Raw genomic sequence first — 17,934 nt, 5'->3', positions numbered from 1 at the left:
CAAGCGACACATTGACCGAAGTGACCTTCCAGGGCTTCTGGATACCGAGAATCTGACTGTAAAGCTGTGTATCTTTCATGAGGACAAGGCTAATCTACCCACTCGATTTGGTGAAGACCCATTACAGGTAATGCCATGCCTTCCCCACTCTACCGCGGCGGTGCGGGTTAGCGCGCGCAGCGCCTCCTTGGAGCTGTTATAACCGACCGTATAACGATGCGCGTTGATGCCATTCAGTGAACACATGCTGATGATGCGGCCCCAGCCATTGGCTTTCATCGACGGGAACAGCTTTTGCATCGCCCACAGGGGAGCCAGGTAATTGACGGTATTGAGAGCCTCGATACGGGACGCCTCGGTGTGCTCCAGCCGCACCGGCTGGCCATCCCCGGAGGGCGTCGCGTTGCTCACCAGAATACCGATATCGCCGTGGTCGGCCGCCACCTCATCCAGCCGTCCCTCCAACTGCGCCCGCTCCGAGACGTCGGTCTGTAAAAAGACAGCATGGCCCTGCGGGTAATCCCGGTTGATCTGCTCCGCGGTTGTGTTTCCCGCTTCCGCGTTGCGGCTGGCGATGATGACGGTGGCGCCCTGCTCAGCATAGGCCCGCGCCACCCCTTTGCCAATTCCCTGGCTGGCGCCGGTGATAAAAGCGAACCTTCCCTGTAACTGCATAATCACTGCCCCTTGGGGGAGTCGACCATAGGAGTAAAGCACAGCTTTGCCATACTGGCCAAAGCGTTAGTACGCGCCTGTCGCCCCGGTGCTTTTTTTGCCACCCCGACAGTCAGCCGGAAACTGCCGGGTGTTGGCTCGAACATCACGAATCGGGCCCTGCTTCCGACGTGATTTGACAAGCCCGGAATTTAGGTTAGGATTCCTTACTATGATTTTTGATGACATTACCGAACCGCTCCCGGGGCGACTCGCCGACGGACTCGCCAGGCTGGCCGCCGTGGCCCGCCAACTCGACTGGCAAACCGCCGAGGCGGCTGGCCTGTCGCCGACCCAGGCCGATATCCTGCGCTTCGTGGCCAGGCGCCCACCGGGCGCGCGGCTCACCGCCGCAGCGGCCCACGCCGGCGTGCGCAAGGCCACCGCCAGCGACGCCGTGGCCGCGTTGGAACGCAAGCGGCTGCTGCGCAAGGGCCCCGACCCTGCCGACGGTCGCGCCGTGGTCCTCAAGGCCACGGCCGGCGGCAGGCGCGTGGCCGAGACCTGGCCCGCCAGTTTCGGCGCAGTCGTTAGCGGCCTGTCGGCGCCGGAACAGGAAAGCCTGTTTGCCCTGGTGCTCACCATGATACGCAGTCTGCAGCAGCGGGAACTGATCGCACCCCAGCGCACCTGCGTGAGCTGTCGCCACTTTCGCGAAAATGTTGCGCCGGGCAGCCCGGCGCCGCACTACTGTGCCCTGGTCGATGCGCCGATGGCCGACCGGCACCTGCGCGTCGACTGCGCGGAACACGATACGGCTGCCTGAGGCGGCCGCTGGCGCCCGCCCTGCCGGGGTGGGCTTTTTATGGTCCTATATAGTTAGGAGTCCTTATATGAAAAAGCAAGGCAGGCACTATCCAAGGCGGCGCCCCGGCGCTGTCACCCGCCCCCCACAGGAGATTTCCTCATGAAAACACTGCTTGCGGCTGCGCTGGATTACACCTTCAGCCGCCTGCGCGACTGAGTCGGCAACATGGCAGATCCAGACGCACCGCCCTGGCATATCGCCGAGTGGCTCAACAGCGCCGCCCCGCTAGACCTGGAGGCGCAACGGGGCAAGGTAGTTGTCGCCTGCGCGTTCCAGATGCTCTGCCCGGGCTGCGTGAGCCACGCCATACCGCAACTGAAAGCGCTGCACGAGGTGTTCACGCCCCTCGGCGTCACCGTTGTGGGCTTGCACACCGTGTTCGAGCATCACCGGGCGATGACCACAACCGCGCTGAGGGCTTTCCTTTACGAGTACCGCGTGACCTGCCCGGTGGGCGTGGATGCGCCGGACCCTGATGGGGGCGCGATCCCGCAAACCATGGCCGCCTATCGCATGCAGGGGACGCCAACCCTGCTGCTGATCGATCGCCAGGGCCGCCTGCGCCAGCAGTCTTTCGGGCACGTTGCCGACCTGCAGCTGGGGGCACAGGTCATGCGCCTGCTGCTGGCAAGTGACGCCGCAACCGCGGACTGATCGGCGGCCGCAAGCGGCACACGGCCACAATTCCTCCCTGTCATCCGCTATACTGCGGTTCACAGGGAGCGTTCATGCAACACATCAAAGAAATTCACCACGACTGGCTGACTCTGCCGGACGGCACGCGGCTGGCATTCCGCGCCTGGCTACCGGAGAACGCCGTTTCGCGCCCGGTGCCGGCCATCCTCGAGTACCTGCCTTACCGCAAGAACGACGGCACGGTAATCCGCGACGAGATCACCCTGGCGCAAACGGCGGCGCAGGGTTACGCCTGTGTGCGCGTCGACCTGCGCGGCTGCGGCGAATCGGAGGGGCTGTTTGAGGACGAGTATTCACCGCAGGAGTTGCAGGATGGCTGCGATGTAATTGCCTGGATCGCCGCCCAGCCCTGGTGCGATGGCAACGTCGGCATGGCCGGCATTTCCTGGGGCGGCTTCAACTCGCTGCAGATCGCCGCGCTGCAGCCGCCGGCCCTGAAAGCCATCATTACCCTGTGCTCCACCGACGATCGCTTTCGCGACGACATCCACTTCCTCGGCGGCTGCCTGCTCAATGACAATATGGACTGGGCGGCGTTTTTCTGGGCCTACGCCCAGGCGCGCGCGCCGGACCCGGAGCTGGTGGGCGACGACTGGCAGCGCATCTGGCGCGAGCGGCTGGAGCAGATGCCTTTTCTCGCCAGCCGCTGGATAGGCGAGCAGACGCGCTCCGCCTACTGGCAGCACGGCTCGGTGTGCGAGGACTACAGCCGCATCCAGGTCCCGGTGTATGCCATGGGCGGCTGGGCGGACAACTACCGCAATACGGTATTCTCTCTGCTGGCTAACCTGGACGGCCCGCGCAAGGGCCTGGTGGGCCCGTGGGCGCACAAATATCCCAACATCGCCTACCCAGGGCCCAGGGTGGACTACGTGGCCGAGTCGGTGCGCTGGTGGGATCGCTGGCTCAAGGGTATCGACAATGGCATCGATGCCGAGCCGCAGTTGCAGTATTACCTGCAGGACAGCGTGGCGCCCGCCACCGACTACGATTTCCGGGCCGGGCGCTGGGTCAGCGAACCCTGCTGGCCCTCACCCAACACCCGTTACCGCGACTATTACCTCGACGACAGGCGCCTGGTGGACGCCCCCGCTGGCGACGTCCCGCTCACCATCCGCTCGCCGCAGGACCTGGGCTTGCAAGGGGGCCGCCTGTGCGTGGGCATCCGCCTGGCCATGGAGCAGCCCGCCGACCAGCGCCCCGACGATGCCGGCTCACTACTGTTCGAGACGCCTGTGCTGGAGGAGGACCTGCCAATCGCCGGCCAGGTCGGCGCGCGTTTGCGCCTCGCCAGTTCCGCCCCGAATGCCCACGTGGCGGTGCGGCTATGCGATGTGCACCCGGATGGCGCCGTTACCCGGGTCACCCACGGCGTAATCAACCTGGCGCATCGCGACAGTCACGCCTCGCCCACGGCGGTGGAGCCGGGCCGCTACTACGACGTGGAGGTACCGCTGTACCACATGGCCTATGTCGTGCCGCGAGGGCACCGGCTGCGGCTGGCAATCTCCACCGCCTACTGGCCCCTGTTGTGGCCCTGCGCCCACGACGCCACCCTCACCCTGAGTCCGGCGCAGTGTCGCATTCGCCTGCCGCTCAACGACCAGAGCACCGCCGCCGATCGCGTCCCCGCCTGTGACAGTGCGGTTACATTTGCCGGCGAACAACGCCGGCCCACGGACAGCCAGCGCAGCGTGCGGCGCGATTACCGCAGCGGAATCACCACGCTGGAAACCCACGATGATTTCGGTTGCCAGTATTTTGAATCCAGCCGCAGCGAGGTGGCATTCAGCGTGAACCAGGTGCTGTCGATACATACCGACGACCCCCTCAGCGCCAGCAACGAGCTGTTGCTGCGCGTGGACATGGGCCGGGAGGGTTGGCGCACCGGCATTACCGCGCGCTACCTGATGACCTGCGACGCCGACAATTTTTACCTCAAGGCGCAGTGGACGGCCCGCCACGACGATAAGCTGGTGTTCGAGCGCGACTTCGACGAGACCATCCAACGCCACTTCATGTAAGGCGAGTAACCGGATCCCCTGATGCTGCGAGCCCTGCGCCCACTGGTTTTTTACCCTACCTTTCTCATCCTGGTGAGCGCCCTGGCGCTCAGCCTGGTGGACCTGGAGGGCTTTACCCGCGTGACCGGGGGGCTCAACGATCGGGTGCTGGACCTGTTCTCGTGGCTGTTCAGCCTGGGCAGCTTCTACCTGGTGGTGCTGGTCGCCTTCACCTACTTCTCGCCCCTGGGCAGGATCCGCATCGGCGGCGAGGGCAGCACGCCGCTGATCAGCAAAGCGCGCTGGTTCATGATCGTGCTCTGCACCACCCTGGCGGTGGGTGTGCTGTTCTGGACCACCGCCGAGCCGATCTACCACCTGCACGCGCCGGCGCGGAGCCTCGGCATTGCCCCCGGCAGCCCCGATGCCACCCTGTTCGCCGTTTCCGCCATGTTCCTGCACTGGGGCCCCACTCCCTACGCCATCTACTGCGTACCGGCACTCACCTTTGCCCTGGCCTTCTACAACCTCAAGCTGCCGTTTTCCATCTCCAGTTCCCTGCGCCCGGTATTCGGCCGCGCCCTGGGCCCGCGCACGGCGGACATCATCGATGCGCTGGCGCTGTACTCGCTGGTGGTCGGCATGGCCTCGTCACTGGGCACCGGCGCGCTGACCCTGCTGGGCGGCGTGGGCCACTTCATCGAACTGGAGCGCAACCCGTTCACCCTCGGCATCTTCGTGGCGTTGATCGTGGCAACCTTCGTGGTGTCTGCCGCCAGCGGCCTGACCCGGGGTATCGCGCGCCTGTCCAATGCCAATTTCTGGATGCTGATCGCGCTGCTGGTGTTCGTCATCCTCTGTGGCCCGACTGCCTATATGCTGTCGCTCGGGGTCGAGGGCCTGGGCACCTACCTGCAGAACTTTTTCCGTCTCAGCCTGTTTACCGGCGAGGCCGCCAACGATCCCTGGCCGCGGGACTGGAGCGTATTCTACTGGGCGGTGTGGTTCGCCTGGGCACCTATCACCGCCCTGTTCCTGGGCAAGATCGGCCGCGGCTACACGGTGCGCGAATTCATCCACATCAACCTGGTATTCCCCAGCCTGTTCATCCTGTTCTGGGTGTCGGTATTTGCCGGCACCGCAATCTACCTGGACACTGCCAGCGCCGGTGCCCTGCACCGGGTGTTGACGGACGGCGGCGTCGAACAACTGCTGTACTACATCATGGAACAGCTACCGCTCAGCGGCCTCACTTCGTTCTTCCTGATCCTGGTGGCGTTCATTTCCTACGTTACCGCCGCCGATTCCAGTACCGATGCCATCGGCGACCTCTGTACCCGGGATTTCAATGCCGATAGTGATGAGGGCGCCGCGATGCCGATCAAGATCCTCTGGGGCACGCTGATCGGCCTGGTGGCCTGGATCATGGTAAGCACCGTGGGCATCGAGGGAGTGAAGCAGCTGTCCAACCTCGGCGGCCTGCCCGCCACCCTGATTATCCTCGCCTGCAGCCTGACCCTGCTGCGCTGGCTGACAAAACCGGAGCTGCTGCAATAATGGCCCGCCGCTTTGCCGCCGGGCGCACCTTCGCCCTGCTGGCGGCCGCCACACTGCTGGCTGCGTGCAACGATGAGCCCGCGTCGCCAGCGGCAGCACCGCCGCCCCCCACACCTGCCGCAAGTCAGCATGAAAGCGTGGCGGCGCTGTACGCGAGGGCGGGCCGGCGCCTGTTCAGCGCACGCCCGGTGAGCGCCAGCAGCTATCGCCTCACGCTGGAGGCAGCGGGAGGCTACTACGCCAACCGGCTGGATGACTACTCGCCCGCCGCGGAACAGGCGCTGCGGTCCGACATGCGCGCGCTGCAGCGCACAGTGGGCGCGACCTTATCGGGCCAGACCGGCGACAGCGACAGCCGCGAGGTGCTGGCAGACCTGGCGCATTACTTCGCCGGCCTTGAGGCCTTCCCGGTGGGTTATATCGAGCTGTGGATGGGGCAGTCGCCCTTCATCGTCAACCAGATCAACGGGCCGATGATCGATGTCCCGCTGGCGCTGGAACACAGTCACCCGGTCAGCTCGCTGCACGACGCGCAGGATTACCTGGCGCGGCTGGCGGCCTTCGCCGGCTTTGCCGATGCCGTCATCGCGCGCCTGCAGGCGGACGCGGCGCGCGACTGGATCGCGCCGGCGGCACTGCTCGGCGGCGCGCTCGATTACCTCGAGCGCTACACCGCGGTGCCTGCAACAGAGCACGCGCTGGTGCGCAGTTTCGACGCCCGCCTGGCAGCGCTGGATGACCTGGATGGCGCCGGGCGAGAGGCCCTGCGGGCCGCGGCAGAACAGCGGGTACGCGAGGTGGTGTACCCGGCTTTCGCCCGGGTAGCGGCCGCTGTCCGCGACCTGCTACCGCGGGCACGCGCCGAAGCCGGCGTGTGGGCGCAGCCCAATGGCGATGCGTTTTACCGCTATACCATCCGCCTGCTGGCCGAGAGCGAGCAGAGCCCGGCGGAAATCCACGCCCTGGGCCTTGCCGAAACCGAACGCATCAGCGGCGAGATGGACCGCATCCTGCGCGCCCAGGGCTACGTCGAGGGCAGCGTGGGCGAGCGGATGGCGGTGCTGGCCCGGGAACCGCGCTTCCTGTTCGAGGATTCGACGGCCGGCCGGCAGGCACTGCTCGACTACGTCAACGGCGAGATCGCGCGTATCACCGCGCGCATGACGCCCTGGTTCGGCACGGCGGTACAGCAGGCGGTGGAGGTGCGCGCCTACCCGCGGGACATCGAGGACGGCAAGCCCGGCGGCGAGTACCAGTCGCCACCGGCGGACGGCAGCGCGCCGGGCATCTTCTGGATCAACCTGCGCGACATGCAGGCCCTGCCCCGCTTCACGCTCAAGACCTTCATCTACCACGAGACCAATCCGGGGCACCACTGGCAGCGGGCGCTCAACATGGGCCAGGCCGAGCTGCCCCTACTGCGCCGTATCGCGCCCTACAACGCCTATGTCGAGGGCTGGGCCCTGTATGCCGAGGCCCTGGCAGCCGAGCTGGGCATGTACGAGGACGACCCCTGGGGCGACCTCGGCCGGCTGCAGGACGAGCTGCTGCGCGCCGTGCGCCTCGCGGTGGATACCGGCCTGCATCACCAGCGCTGGAGCCGCGAGCGCGCAATCTGTTTCATGGCCGAGGTGACCGGCAAGGGCGAGGCGGAAACCGCCGCCGAGGTAGAACGTTACATGGCCTGGCCGGGCCAGGCCCTGGGCTACAAGCTGGGCATGCTGAAAATCCAGGCCCTGCGCGCCCGCGCTGAAGCGCAACTGGGCTCGCGTTTCGATCCCGCCGCGTTCCACGACCAGGTATTGCGCGGCGGCGCCGTACCGATGGCGCTGCTGGAGCGGCGCGTGGATGCGTGGATAGCGGCTCTCGAGCAATAGCCCGGTGGCGCCGCCTCACCGGGCCGGCAAGCTCGCTCAGAATTCATAGACCAGATCGATACCGCTTGAGCGAGGCGGGCCAAATTGCGCGCTAATCGTGCCCAGATTGGTGGTTGACAGGCGGTACTCCTCATCCGCGAAATTCTGGCTCCACACCGCGAGCTTCAGATTTCCCCTGTTTACCAGCGGAATAGCTCCGAGTTCCAGGCGTGCATTCCACAGCTCATAGTCCGGACAGCGAGTCTCTCTCTTCGGCCCGGCATAGAAACCATCCTGCGCGCGATAGTCGATGTTCAGTACCAGCTCGCCAAGTGCCAGCGGCGGGAACTCATAGACCATCCCTGCCCCAATCTGCCAGTCCGGGGCGTTGGGCACATGCCTGACATCCGCCAGTTCCACACCGCCGTCAATGTAGGAATCGTATTCCGCATCCAGGTAGGCGTAGTAGAAATTCACACTCAGCCCGGTGGTCACAACGGCCGAACCCTCGATTTCCAGCCCCTGAATGGTCACTTCTCCCGCGTTGAGCGTGTCGACGAAGACCGGGGGTGTTCGCGCCTGGTCGACCTGCAGGTCTTCGTATTCGTTGTAAAACAGCGCCACATCAAGTCGCGCCCGGTTATCCAGGAAGCCCGACTTCAGGCCAATCTCATAGGCATCAACCTCTTCCTGATCGAAGCCCGCACTGAAGAAATCAGGTGTACTCTGAGCATTGAAGCCCCCTGCCCTGTACCCGGTAGAGTACTTGGCGTATCCATTTACCGTATCCGAAAATCTGTAAGCCAGCGTCAGCATCGGATCCGTCGAATCGAAATCCTTGTCGCCCTCCAGCCGCAGCCCGGTGATATCCGGGGTGAATTGAGGGTTGCTATAGAGCTTGCTGACTTTTCGTGAATCCTCCGTGTAACGCAAGCCCAGGGTGACATCCAGTCGATCTTCCAGTATCGGTGGCGTCCAGGTTGCCTGCCCGAATATGGCCGCGGAGGTTGACTCCGCATCAAGATCCCACTCGTCTACCAGCAGGCCGCCGGCAAAACTGGACAGCAGGTATTCATCCGCCTCCTCCTCAATGTAGAAAAAGCCAGTCACATATTGCAGCCTGTCATCCAGCACACTACCCAGGAACTGCAGCTCCTGTGACCATTGGTCCTGCTCCATCGAGCGATCCTGAGTGAAGACATCAATGAAGTTCATGTCAATTACACTGTCCAGGTCGCGGTAGGCAGTGATGGACTTCACAGTGATGGCACCGGCATCCCAGGTCAACGTGAGGTTGTGACCGGAAATCTCCGCCTCGCTCGGCCCCATGCCGTTGTTCAACGTGACTTTTTCCTGGCGGCCCGACACGGCCGATGGGCCCTCTACCACCTGGTAGAAATGGTTGCCGTAAGTCATCGAAGAATCATCGTATCCGTAATCCAGCGTCAGCACCTCGGTCGGCTCCCAACGCATCGCGACCTTAAACGCCTCTTTATCCCTGTCCTCATTGAAGTTGACTTGACTGCGGAGATCTGAATTGTTCTCCACCCAGCCATCGTTTTCCCTGCGAATGTAGCCCACCCGCGCATAGAGATTATCCGTAAGCGGGGCATTGATTGTGGCCTCACCCCCGCGCTTGTCCCAATTACCCGCTGTTAGCCTGAAGGTGCCCGCCAGCTGGTCATGCGGTTTCTTAGTGATAAAACTGATCGCCCCGGCCGTGGTATTGCGCCCCCACAAAGTGCCTTGCGGCCCGCGCAGCACTTCGACCCGCTGCAGGTCTGCGAAGTCAGTCGCAAGCCCGATGCCGCGCCCTACCGGTACACCGTCTAGATATATACCCGTTGCCATGTCATTGACCGACTGGGTATTAAGGTTGCCCATGCCTCGGATAAAGAGGTTGGGCGCCACCCTCGACCCTGCCCAGGGCACCAGGGAGACCGAAGGCACCTTGTTTGCCAAATCCATAACATTGGTTATACGCTGTACATCCAGAGCGTTAGCACTGAATGCGGTGATGGCAATTGGCGTATCCTGCAGCGACTGCTCCCGCTTTTGCGCAGTTACCAGCACTTCCTCCAGCACTGTCGCCCGCTGTTGCGAGGGTGCTTCTTCAGCATTGGCCACGAACGCAGAGAGGCTCGCCAACAAGGCCGTGAACACGCCTGTCCTGTTACACTTTTTTTCTCGCATGAACAATATTCCCCGAGTGTTTCCGTTTTTTTTTAGCATCAGATGCCCGTCTTCCGTAGCGTCCACTTCCAGGCATGTACCTGCAACGAGCAATTCCAAACCCCTGGCGACAGTGTGCCGCCCCGTCAGCCCCTTAAGCTCAAGCCCTTCGACCAGGTCAAAGGGGTAGAGAATCTGGATATCCGCCTGCATCGCAAACAGGTTTAACGCTTTATGGGCACTGCATGGCGGTATCTCGAAACTAACTTCCCGCTCACTGCCCCAGGCGTTTCCCATCCCCAGAAGAGCTACTGTCAGTGCGCACAGAAGGAACCCTGGACCGGCCACAAGCATGGCCGCACGGCAACCACGCTGCGGCTTACCGCAGAGTTTTTCAGGCGCCCTGTTCAGGCCCGTCAATACTAGAGACCGTTCAGACATCAAAACCCGCTACTGTGACTGGAAATAAATTCAATTCGAGAGATAGGGCAGGGCCGGGCAGCCGGTAACTGCAGCCCTCACTGATCGGCACTGGCGTCCAGTGCGGATAACTGGACAATGTCGTCATTCAGCCTGACTACAGAGACCCCGAATCCGCCCTCCAGAGCAGCCAGGAAGCCGTCGATTTCGCCGATATCGAAATAACCACCAATGCGCAGGTCGGCTATTGAAGAATCGACTATCTCTATGCGTTGATCGGTATAGCGTGAGACCTCGTCCACCACTGTGCTCAGGGGTTCGCCGGCGAACTGCAGTTTTCCGCTGCGCCAGGCCAGTGCCCGCTGCAAACTCTCACCTGGCAAGTAATCGGGCTCGCCCAGTACGCTGTCGTAAGCGATCCTGCCTCCCGCGCCGAGCGTGACGGCGTCGGGGGTGTGGGCAGTAGCTGGTTGCGCCGAAGAGTCCCCTGATGCGAGTGCCTGCGGTCGCGCGGTCCCGACCTGGACCCTCCCCTCGTCCACCAGCACCTCTATGTGCTGCCTGACCAGGCGTACGCTGAAGGCAGTGCCTAGTGCCCGGACACGGGCACGTCCGGCATGCACGACAAAAGGAGCATCCCGGTTTTTAGCCACCGTAAAATAGGCCTCCCCGCCGGTAAGCAAAACCAGGCGCTCGTCCGCCCGGTAACTCACCCGGACCTCGCTGCTGGTATTGAGCACCAGTACCGACCCATCCCGCAGAGTGATCTCGGACTGCTCGCCAACCCCTGTACGGTATACCAGTTCCTGGGGTTCGCTCTGGTGGTGAAGTTCGGGAGCAGTGAGGGAGCCGGTCAGGAACACTGCAAGCAGCGCAACCGCCGCTAGCGCGCTTGCCATCGCTGCAACTGAACCGACCCCAAACAAGCGACCGCGGGAGGTGTCAGGTGGTCTTGCAGCGCCGGCGGGTAGCATCTCCGCAATGACGGCCATGCAGTCCATGGCGTCCCATAAGCGGGCCATTTCCACCAGCTCCTCGACATGCCGGGGATCCTGGTCCAGCCATTCGCGCAATTCAGACAGCTCCTGCCCGGAGACATCATCGCCGTCAAGCCGCACCAGCCAGGCGGCGGCTTCCCGACGAAGCTGCAGCTGACCGCGCGGAAAAGCCAGGATATTTTTCATTGCCGTGTGCGCCCTGAGACGCTGGTTTCTGCATGATGGTCATATCCGCCCGTCTCTACACGCTGCATGTATGCAGCGCAGCGTGCGAGGGCCTTTGCCAGGTGTTTTTCCACCGTACTGATACTTATATCAAGCCGCTCCGCAACCTGTTTTTGCGACAGTCCGTAAACTTTGCGCAATATCAGCACTTCTCGGCACCGTTCCGGAAGATCGAGGGCCGCGTGGCAAAATAACTCGAAGCGTTGTTCATGACTAATCTGGCTATCCAGTGGCACACCATCTTCTATGACAGTTGTATCCGGTAAATCCTCAATATAGCTGGACAACTGATGTGACTTGCTCGCCAGCATATTCAGCGAAAGATTCCGTGCCGTGCGGTACAGGTATGCCTGCGGATGCCGTATATCGCCTTTGGAGCCAGCTTCCAGCACCCGCAGAAATGCCTCCTGGGTAATATCCTCGGCGTCCTCTCTGGTTTTGCAGAAGCGCGACACGTAGCGCTGCAGACGCCCATGCAACTTGCTGATTTCGCGTGTCATTTCGCATTCCTCACCGGGTCACAATACCGTTACCGTCCACTAAATGTGCCATCGCGCAACTGGTTGGCAGTCACTCGCAAGAAATATGCCTTGCCAGTATGCCGTGTTGCAGCGCCTGTCCAACATTAAGGCCGCCTCTTAAACAGCGGCAAGTGGCCCGGCACCGTCTGGCCACAATCGAATTCAGTTTGACCAACTATGCATTTACTACGGCGGCAACATCGCGCCTGTGGGTATACCATTACTTGCGCTTGCACGCTCTGCGTCCCCGAACAGCAATGGCGTGGAAGATCGCGGCATATGTGTCGGCATGACCCTATAACCACAGCCTTCAGGAATCCCAGGCATGAGCAGATCCGGAGAAGCTCCGCAACAACAGGCACCCGGTGAGCCCACCAGCGTTTACTCGTACTATGTGCTGGTACTGCTGTCGATCGTCTACATATTCAATTTTATCGACAGGCAGATCATGGCGGTGCTGATAGACCCCATCAAGGCGGAGTTTGGTGTTTCGGACACCGCTATGGGCTTTCTGTCTGGCTTCGCGTTTGTCTTCTTTTACACCCTCGTGGGTATCCCCATCGCACGCTGGGCAGATCGCGGTTCCCGACGGTTCATTATCACCGTCGCCATCGCCCTGTGGAGTCTGATGACCGCTGCCTCCGGCCTGGCCAGGAGCTTTACCCAACTGGCCATCATCCGGGTACTGGTTGGTGTGGGTGAGGCAGGCGCCACGCCGCCGTCACACTCCCTGCTATCGGATTACTTTCCGCTGGAAAAGCGGGCAACGGCGCTGGCGATATACTCCTGGGGCGTGTATATCGGTGCCGCCCTGGCCTTTCCCATCGGCGGCTACCTGGTCGAGCACTATGGCTGGCGCACCGCCTTTTATGCCGTGGGGCTACCCGGAGTTGCCCTGTCACTGCTGGTCTGGTTCACCGTGCGGGAAGTGCCGCGAGGCAGTGCAGAGAGCAATGAGGTCAACATCGAGCACGCCTCATTGGGCGAGGTGCTGCGCTTCCTGGTGTCGCGGCGATCTTTTATGCTTATCGTGCTGGGCTCGGCATTGCAGTCCCTATCCGGATTCGGGGTTATCACCTGGGGCGCCCCCTTCCTGAGCAGGGTACACGGCATGAACTGGTCCGAGATTGGCATCACCATGGGCTGGATTATTGCCGTCGCCGGCTGCTCAGGAGTCTTCCTGGGCGGCAGGCTGGCAGACCGGCTCGGCGGGCGCGATCAAGCGTGGTACATGCGACTGCCGGCGCTGGAGTCTTTTCTGTGCATCCCCTTTATCGCCGCCTTCGCCCTGATCACCGACACCCGACTCGCTATCCTCAGCTTCATTCCCTTCTATTTCCTGGGTGCCGCTTACGTTGGCCCCATGCATGCCATGGTGCAGAGTCTGGTACGGGTGCGGATGCGCGCGACTGCCTCGGCCATCCTGCTGTTTGTGGTGAACATGGTCGGCGCCGGGTTGGGGCCGCTGGTGGTTGGCTTGTTGAACGACTATGTGTTTGGGCCGCTCTACGGTGAGCAGGCCATTCGCTACTCGATACTGGTCATTGGCCTGGTTGGAGGCCTGGCCAGCCTGCTGTTCTGGCAGGCATCGAAAACCCTGGCCGCTGACCTGGCACGGCGCGATGAGGACTGAAGGGCAAAGATGACAACGTGTAACATTCATCTTCGCGGTGCCCTCAGGTATCGCGCCCCTTCTTGATCGACTGGTAGACCTTGATCCCCTTGTGGCGCTGGTGGCGAATGACCTCCAGCTGCTGCAAGATCTTGCGACGTTCATGCTCGTCTTCCGTCTCCTCCAGCTTGCTTTCCAGCTTTTCCTGTTTCTCTTTGAGGGCCCTGAGTACCTTGCGGAGCTTTTTGATCTCGTCTTTATCAGCGTTTTCGCCGATCCCGATCAATCTGTTGAGCTTCCCCAGCAGCTTTTTCGACTTCACAACTCATCCTCCCCTTCGGCCGCCAGGGCGCCGCCGTCCAGCCTTCTCGCAATATCGGCGATTTCCTCAATCTGCAGTGACATCTCCTCACCCAGCACCTCACCCGGGGGCATGCTGGCTCGCGCCAGGGCATCGACAACCTCGATCAGGCGCGCCACCAGTTCCCGGGTGTAGGCGCCGTCGTTGATCAGCGAGGTGGCCATCTTGGAGGTGATGGTCCGCTCCCTGATCAGCTTGTCAACCGTGGCCGACGCAAAGTTGGCGGCATCCAGGCTCGCGACTTTAATCTGGTCGAGTGACAGCAGTATGACAACCGGATCGTCCGTCTCGCGCAAGGCCCCGAGCTCCCGGAGCACCCCACCCACCCGGATCCGGAAACGGTTGTACTCCCGGCGCAGGTCCGGATTCCGGTCCCGGGAATAGACCTGCAGGTTCTTGCGCAGGTGCTTGGTGGCCTTGATGGCGGCGACAGTGTCCATGTTGGCCCGGCGCAGGTTGGAGTACTGATCCGAGTACTCAGCAGGCGCCGCGGCCTGAGCCCGGCTGATGAACTCGATATTGGCACTGTAGATGTCCTTGATCATCAGGGCGTACTGCCTATCCAGGTCAATTTCGATCTGTTCCGGCGTGCGCTCGAGCAATGGCTGCATGTCCACCTCACTGAAAATCAGGCTGCGCCGCAGGTCCACCCCGTGGGCGATCAGGCTGAAGGCATTGTCCAGCAGGTGCAGGGTCTCCTTGTAGACAGCCTGACTGGCGATCTCCGGCAACTCCAGAGACGCCTTGCTCAGGTAACGGGGCTGATCGCCAGCCATCGGCGGTCCCTGCAGGTGCTGCTCGAGGAAGCGCACCAGCCGGGGCAGCAGCGGCACCATAATCATCACCCCGATCACGTTGAACAGGGAATGGAATACGGCCAGTTTAAGGGTGTAGTCATCGGCGGCAATACCCACTGCCTCGCTGAGGTACTCCACCACCTGCAACAGCGGCTGGATAAACACCAGGGCCAGCACGCCCGTTACCACGTTGAATATCACATGGGCAGCGGCCAGCCGCTTGCCGGAAATATTGGCGCTGATAGAGCCCAGCAGAGCGGTGATGGTGGTGCCAACATTACCGCCAATGGCCAGCGCCAGCGCGTTGTCGTAGGTCACCTGGCCGGCCGCCAGGGCGGTAATCGTCAGGGTCAGGGTCGCATGGCTGGACTGCATGACGACCGTGGCAAGAATGCCGATGAGGGTGAACGCCAGCAGGCCCGCTATGCCAGGGAGGGCGTAGCGGGTCAGGTCGATCTGGTCGGCGTAGGCGGAAAATCCCTCCTTCATGAAATGAATGCCCAGGAACAGGAAGCCGATTCCCACCAGGATCCAGCCCAGACCCTTGATACGGGCCGAGGACTGCATCAGGAACAGCACGCCAAACACCAGGATGGGCATGGCGTAGGCGGATATATTCACCTTCAGGCCAAAGCCGGCGACGATCCAGGCGCCGGTCGTGGTACCCAGGTTGGCGCCGAAGATGATGCCGATGCCCTGGGCCAGGCCGATAATCTCGGCGCTGAGGAAAGAAATGGTGATGACCGAGACCAGGGAGGAGGACTGCATCAGGGTGGTACTGACCACGCCGAAGCTGAGGCTCTTCCACAGGCGATCGGTGCTGGCGCTCAGCAGGCGCTGCAGGGTGCCGCCGCTGAAGGCCTTGAAGCCCTGCTCCATACAGAGCATGCCGAACAGGAACAGGGCCACGCCGGCGGCGATGTCCTTGAAATTGCTACTGGTCCAGAAGCCATAGGCCAGGACCAGGAAAATCGTCGGTAGGAATATGCGTCCAAGCATCGGCTTCGGTGGTCCGGGAGAATGGCGATTCCCATGCGCTGCCAGTAACGACCGGACCCGACCCGCGGACTGCCCCGGTGCGACAACTGGCGATTGTTGTCACGGAATTATTACAATTAAACGGCGACCGCGATAGTAGCGGGGGCGAAGAAGAGATAATTGGCGCCGGCGACGGTCGCGGCCGAGGGGAACGGTTGGCGCTGGGCAGCGCCCTGCCCGGCGGTCTGCGAATTCAGCGGCGCGTTCAATTGCCCCGGTAAACCGGTTTGCGCTTTTCGAGGAATGAAGCAGTGCCCTCTTTGGCATCGTTCGAGGAAGCGACTATGACCCCCGCTATGCCCTCGTAGTCAAGAATTTCTTCCAGGGTCGCGCCCTGGGCTGACATGTGGATCATACGTCGCGCCATATCCACGGCGACGCTGGCGCGGCCGGCGAGTGACTTGGCATAGGACAGCGCTTCCTTATAGGCCTCGCCCTCCGCCACCAGTTCGTCCAGCAGGCCCAGCTCCTTACACTGTTCCGCCTTGAACGTTTTTGCCGTCTCCACCATCATCAGCGCATTGGGCAGGCCGACTATCTTTGGCAGAAAGTAGGACATGCCGCAGTCGGGCGCCACGCCGATGTTGGTAAAAATGGCGGCCATTTTAGTGGTGGTGTCGCCGAAGCGGCGGTCACAGGCCAGGGCATAGGCCAGCCCCGCCCCTACTGCCGGGCCGTGAATCGCGGCGATGACCGGCTTGTCTACCTGGATCAGCTGGCGGCAGACCTCGAAAAAAGGCCCCCCCGGTGTCTTGCGCTGGGACCGCGGAATCGGACGCGATGGATCGGAAGTACCCGGCATCGGTCGCTCACTGTCCCCGGAAATAAAGTCCACGTCACCACCAGCGCAAAACGCCCGGCCGGCGCCGTGAATCAGGATTGCGCGCACCTCATCCTCATAACGCAGGGAAACCAGCAGCTTGGACAGTTCCGCGGCGAGCTCCCAGCTCACCGCGTTGAGTTTGTCAGGCCGGTTCAGGGTGATGATGCCCACACTGTCTTCGATTCGAAACAGAATCAGCTCGTCTTGTTCACTCATGCGCTCTTCCCCGTATGATTTTCTGGCCGCCTGAAGGCTGGCTACCGTGGCATCTGTATCGCGATCTCAGATGAAGTTTGGAATGACATCTTCATCAAACCATGCCAGCCAATCAAGGCACTGCTCGAAACTCTCCACTCTCGGCGGCATGACCTGGGCGACGGTGGCGCCGGCTTTCTGCAGTAGTTCCAGGTCGCGCATGATTTCATCGCGTCCAGACTCGATCCTGGTGTCAGCCGTTTCCTTGTGAGAGTAGTCCTCCACCTGGTACTCGGTGGTGGGCATGACGATCTCGAAGCGGTCTTTCTTCTCTTCGAACCCTGGCTGGTCCTGCAGGTACTTTATGCACTCCGCCAGCTTGTCGCGGGTGATCAGCCAGGGTATCCAGCCATCACCATGCTCAGCCGCGCGGCGCATGGCCACCTTGGTATTGCCGCCGATGAATATCGGCGGATGGGGTTTCTGCACCGGCTTGGGGTCCATCACGATATGATCGAACTGCGTATAGTAGCCGGAGTACTTGGGCCGGTCTGAAGTCCAGCACTCTTTCAGCACCTGCAGGTACTCGTCGGTAATTTTGCCCCTCGCCTTGAACGGGATATTGAGAGCGTCAAACTCCTTTTCCAGGTGTCCAGGCGCAGTTCCCAGGGTAAAGCGTCCACCGGCAATAAACTCGATGGAAGCAATCTGCTTCGCCAACATGAGTGGATTGCGGTACGGCAGAACCAGGACGTAGGTGAGCAGGTGGATGCGTTCGGTGGCGCCGGCGAGGACGGCACAGGCAGCGACTCCCTCGGGGAACCGGCTGCCCATCATTTCGCACATGTCTTCCGGCATGAACACATGTTCCGGCACCGTCAACCACTGCCACTTCTGTTTGTCTGCAGCCTTGGCGAACCTGAGCACTTCGCCACCCTTCGCCGTTTTCTCCCAGGGAGCCATGGCCGCGGGATAATTGAGGAGACCGGGTGTTGCCAGGGCAAATTTCAGTGGTTTCATAGTAGCCTTCCCGTTAATGCTGTTGCCGATGTCACAAATACACCTGTGAGCATCGCATGATGATTGTGAAATTCAGGAAAAAAGCGGGGCGACGATGCGCGGGCGCCGCCCCCGGAAT

At 61.9% G+C, this 17,934-nt stretch carries 14 protein-coding genes; 6 read left to right on the top strand and 8 right to left on the bottom strand.

Annotated elements, in window-relative coordinates; translation table 11 throughout:
* Positions 1-75: 75 nt before the first annotated feature.
* Complete coding sequence (locus DWB85_RS14575; protein WP_117956090.1) at positions 76-675, bottom strand: SDR family NAD(P)-dependent oxidoreductase; 600 nt, start codon at positions 673-675, stop codon at positions 76-78.
* A 211-nt stretch (positions 676-886) separates the two neighbouring features.
* Here DWB85_RS14575 and DWB85_RS14570 point away from each other — a divergent pair, with 211 nt between their 5' ends.
* From DWB85_RS14570 to DWB85_RS14550, 5 genes are all read left to right on the top strand, one after another.
* The gene (locus DWB85_RS14570) at positions 887-1,480 is read left to right on the top strand and encodes a MarR family winged helix-turn-helix transcriptional regulator (RefSeq protein ID WP_117956088.1); all 594 of its coding nucleotides are present in this window, start codon (positions 887-889) and stop codon (positions 1,478-1,480) included.
* Positions 1,481-1,687: 207 nt separating this feature from the next.
* Positions 1,688-2,176, top strand: a complete 489-nt coding sequence (locus tag DWB85_RS14565; RefSeq protein WP_117956086.1) for a redoxin family protein — start codon at positions 1,688-1,690, stop codon at positions 2,174-2,176.
* Between the two features lie 74 nt (positions 2,177-2,250).
* Entirely contained in the window at positions 2,251-4,242 is a 1,992-nt protein-coding gene (locus tag DWB85_RS14560) for a CocE/NonD family hydrolase (protein ID WP_117956084.1), read from the top strand.
* 21 nt (positions 4,243-4,263) lie between these two features.
* Complete coding sequence (locus DWB85_RS14555) at positions 4,264-5,778, top strand: BCCT family transporter (protein ID WP_117956082.1); 1,515 nt, start codon at positions 4,264-4,266, stop codon at positions 5,776-5,778.
* Complete coding sequence (locus DWB85_RS14550; protein ID WP_117956080.1) at positions 5,778-7,655, top strand: DUF885 domain-containing protein; 1,878 nt, start codon at positions 5,778-5,780, stop codon at positions 7,653-7,655. The genes DWB85_RS14555 and DWB85_RS14550 overlap by 1 nt, the downstream gene beginning before the upstream one ends.
* Before the next feature lie 36 nt (positions 7,656-7,691).
* On the opposite strand, the gene DWB85_RS14545 is transcribed toward DWB85_RS14550, so the two are convergent.
* The 3 genes from DWB85_RS14545 to DWB85_RS14535 all read right to left on the bottom strand — a co-directional run bounded on the left by DWB85_RS14545 (position 7,692) and on the right by DWB85_RS14535 (position 11,949).
* Positions 7,692-10,247 (bottom strand): TonB-dependent receptor, encoded by a 2,556-nt coding sequence (locus tag DWB85_RS14545; protein WP_117956077.1) that lies wholly within the window; start codon positions 10,245-10,247, stop codon positions 7,692-7,694.
* Positions 10,248-10,324: 77 nt separating this feature from the next.
* Positions 10,325-11,410, bottom strand: coding sequence for a FecR family protein (locus DWB85_RS14540; RefSeq protein ID WP_117956075.1), 1,086 nt, complete (start codon positions 11,408-11,410; stop codon positions 10,325-10,327).
* On the bottom strand, positions 11,407-11,949 hold the full coding sequence (locus DWB85_RS14535) for an RNA polymerase sigma factor (RefSeq protein ID WP_117956073.1): 543 nt from the start codon (positions 11,947-11,949) through the stop codon (positions 11,407-11,409). The genes DWB85_RS14540 and DWB85_RS14535 overlap by 4 nt, the downstream gene beginning before the upstream one ends.
* A gap of 346 nt (positions 11,950-12,295) precedes the next feature.
* On the opposite strand from DWB85_RS14535, the gene DWB85_RS14530 reads away from it, so the two are divergent.
* Positions 12,296-13,603 (top strand): spinster family MFS transporter, encoded by a 1,308-nt coding sequence (locus tag DWB85_RS14530; protein ID WP_117956071.1) that lies wholly within the window; start codon positions 12,296-12,298, stop codon positions 13,601-13,603.
* A 43-nt stretch (positions 13,604-13,646) separates the two neighbouring features.
* On the opposite strand, the gene DWB85_RS14525 is transcribed toward DWB85_RS14530, so the two are convergent.
* The 4 genes from DWB85_RS14525 to DWB85_RS14510 form a co-directional block, all read right to left on the bottom strand.
* Positions 13,647-13,904 (bottom strand): hypothetical protein, encoded by a 258-nt coding sequence (locus tag DWB85_RS14525; protein ID WP_117956069.1) that lies wholly within the window; start codon positions 13,902-13,904, stop codon positions 13,647-13,649.
* Entirely contained in the window at positions 13,901-15,739 is a 1,839-nt protein-coding gene (locus tag DWB85_RS14520; protein WP_117956067.1) for a Na/Pi cotransporter family protein, read from the bottom strand. The genes DWB85_RS14525 and DWB85_RS14520 overlap by 4 nt, the downstream gene beginning before the upstream one ends.
* 244 nt (positions 15,740-15,983) lie before the next feature.
* Positions 15,984-16,817, bottom strand: coding sequence for an enoyl-CoA hydratase/isomerase family protein (locus DWB85_RS14515; protein WP_117956065.1), 834 nt, complete (start codon positions 16,815-16,817; stop codon positions 15,984-15,986).
* 66 nt (positions 16,818-16,883) lie between these two features.
* Positions 16,884-17,816, bottom strand: a complete 933-nt coding sequence (locus DWB85_RS14510) for a TIGR03619 family F420-dependent LLM class oxidoreductase (protein WP_117956063.1) — start codon at positions 17,814-17,816, stop codon at positions 16,884-16,886.
* Positions 17,817-17,934: the final 118 nt, after the last annotated feature.

Origin of the sequence: Seongchinamella sediminis (genome assembly GCF_003457605.1) — a bacterium.
Taxonomy (GTDB): Bacteria; Pseudomonadota; Gammaproteobacteria; order Pseudomonadales; family Halieaceae; genus Halioglobus; species Halioglobus sediminis.
The sequence above is the reverse complement of the archived record's forward strand: the minus strand, read 5'-3'. Positions and strand labels throughout refer to the sequence as shown.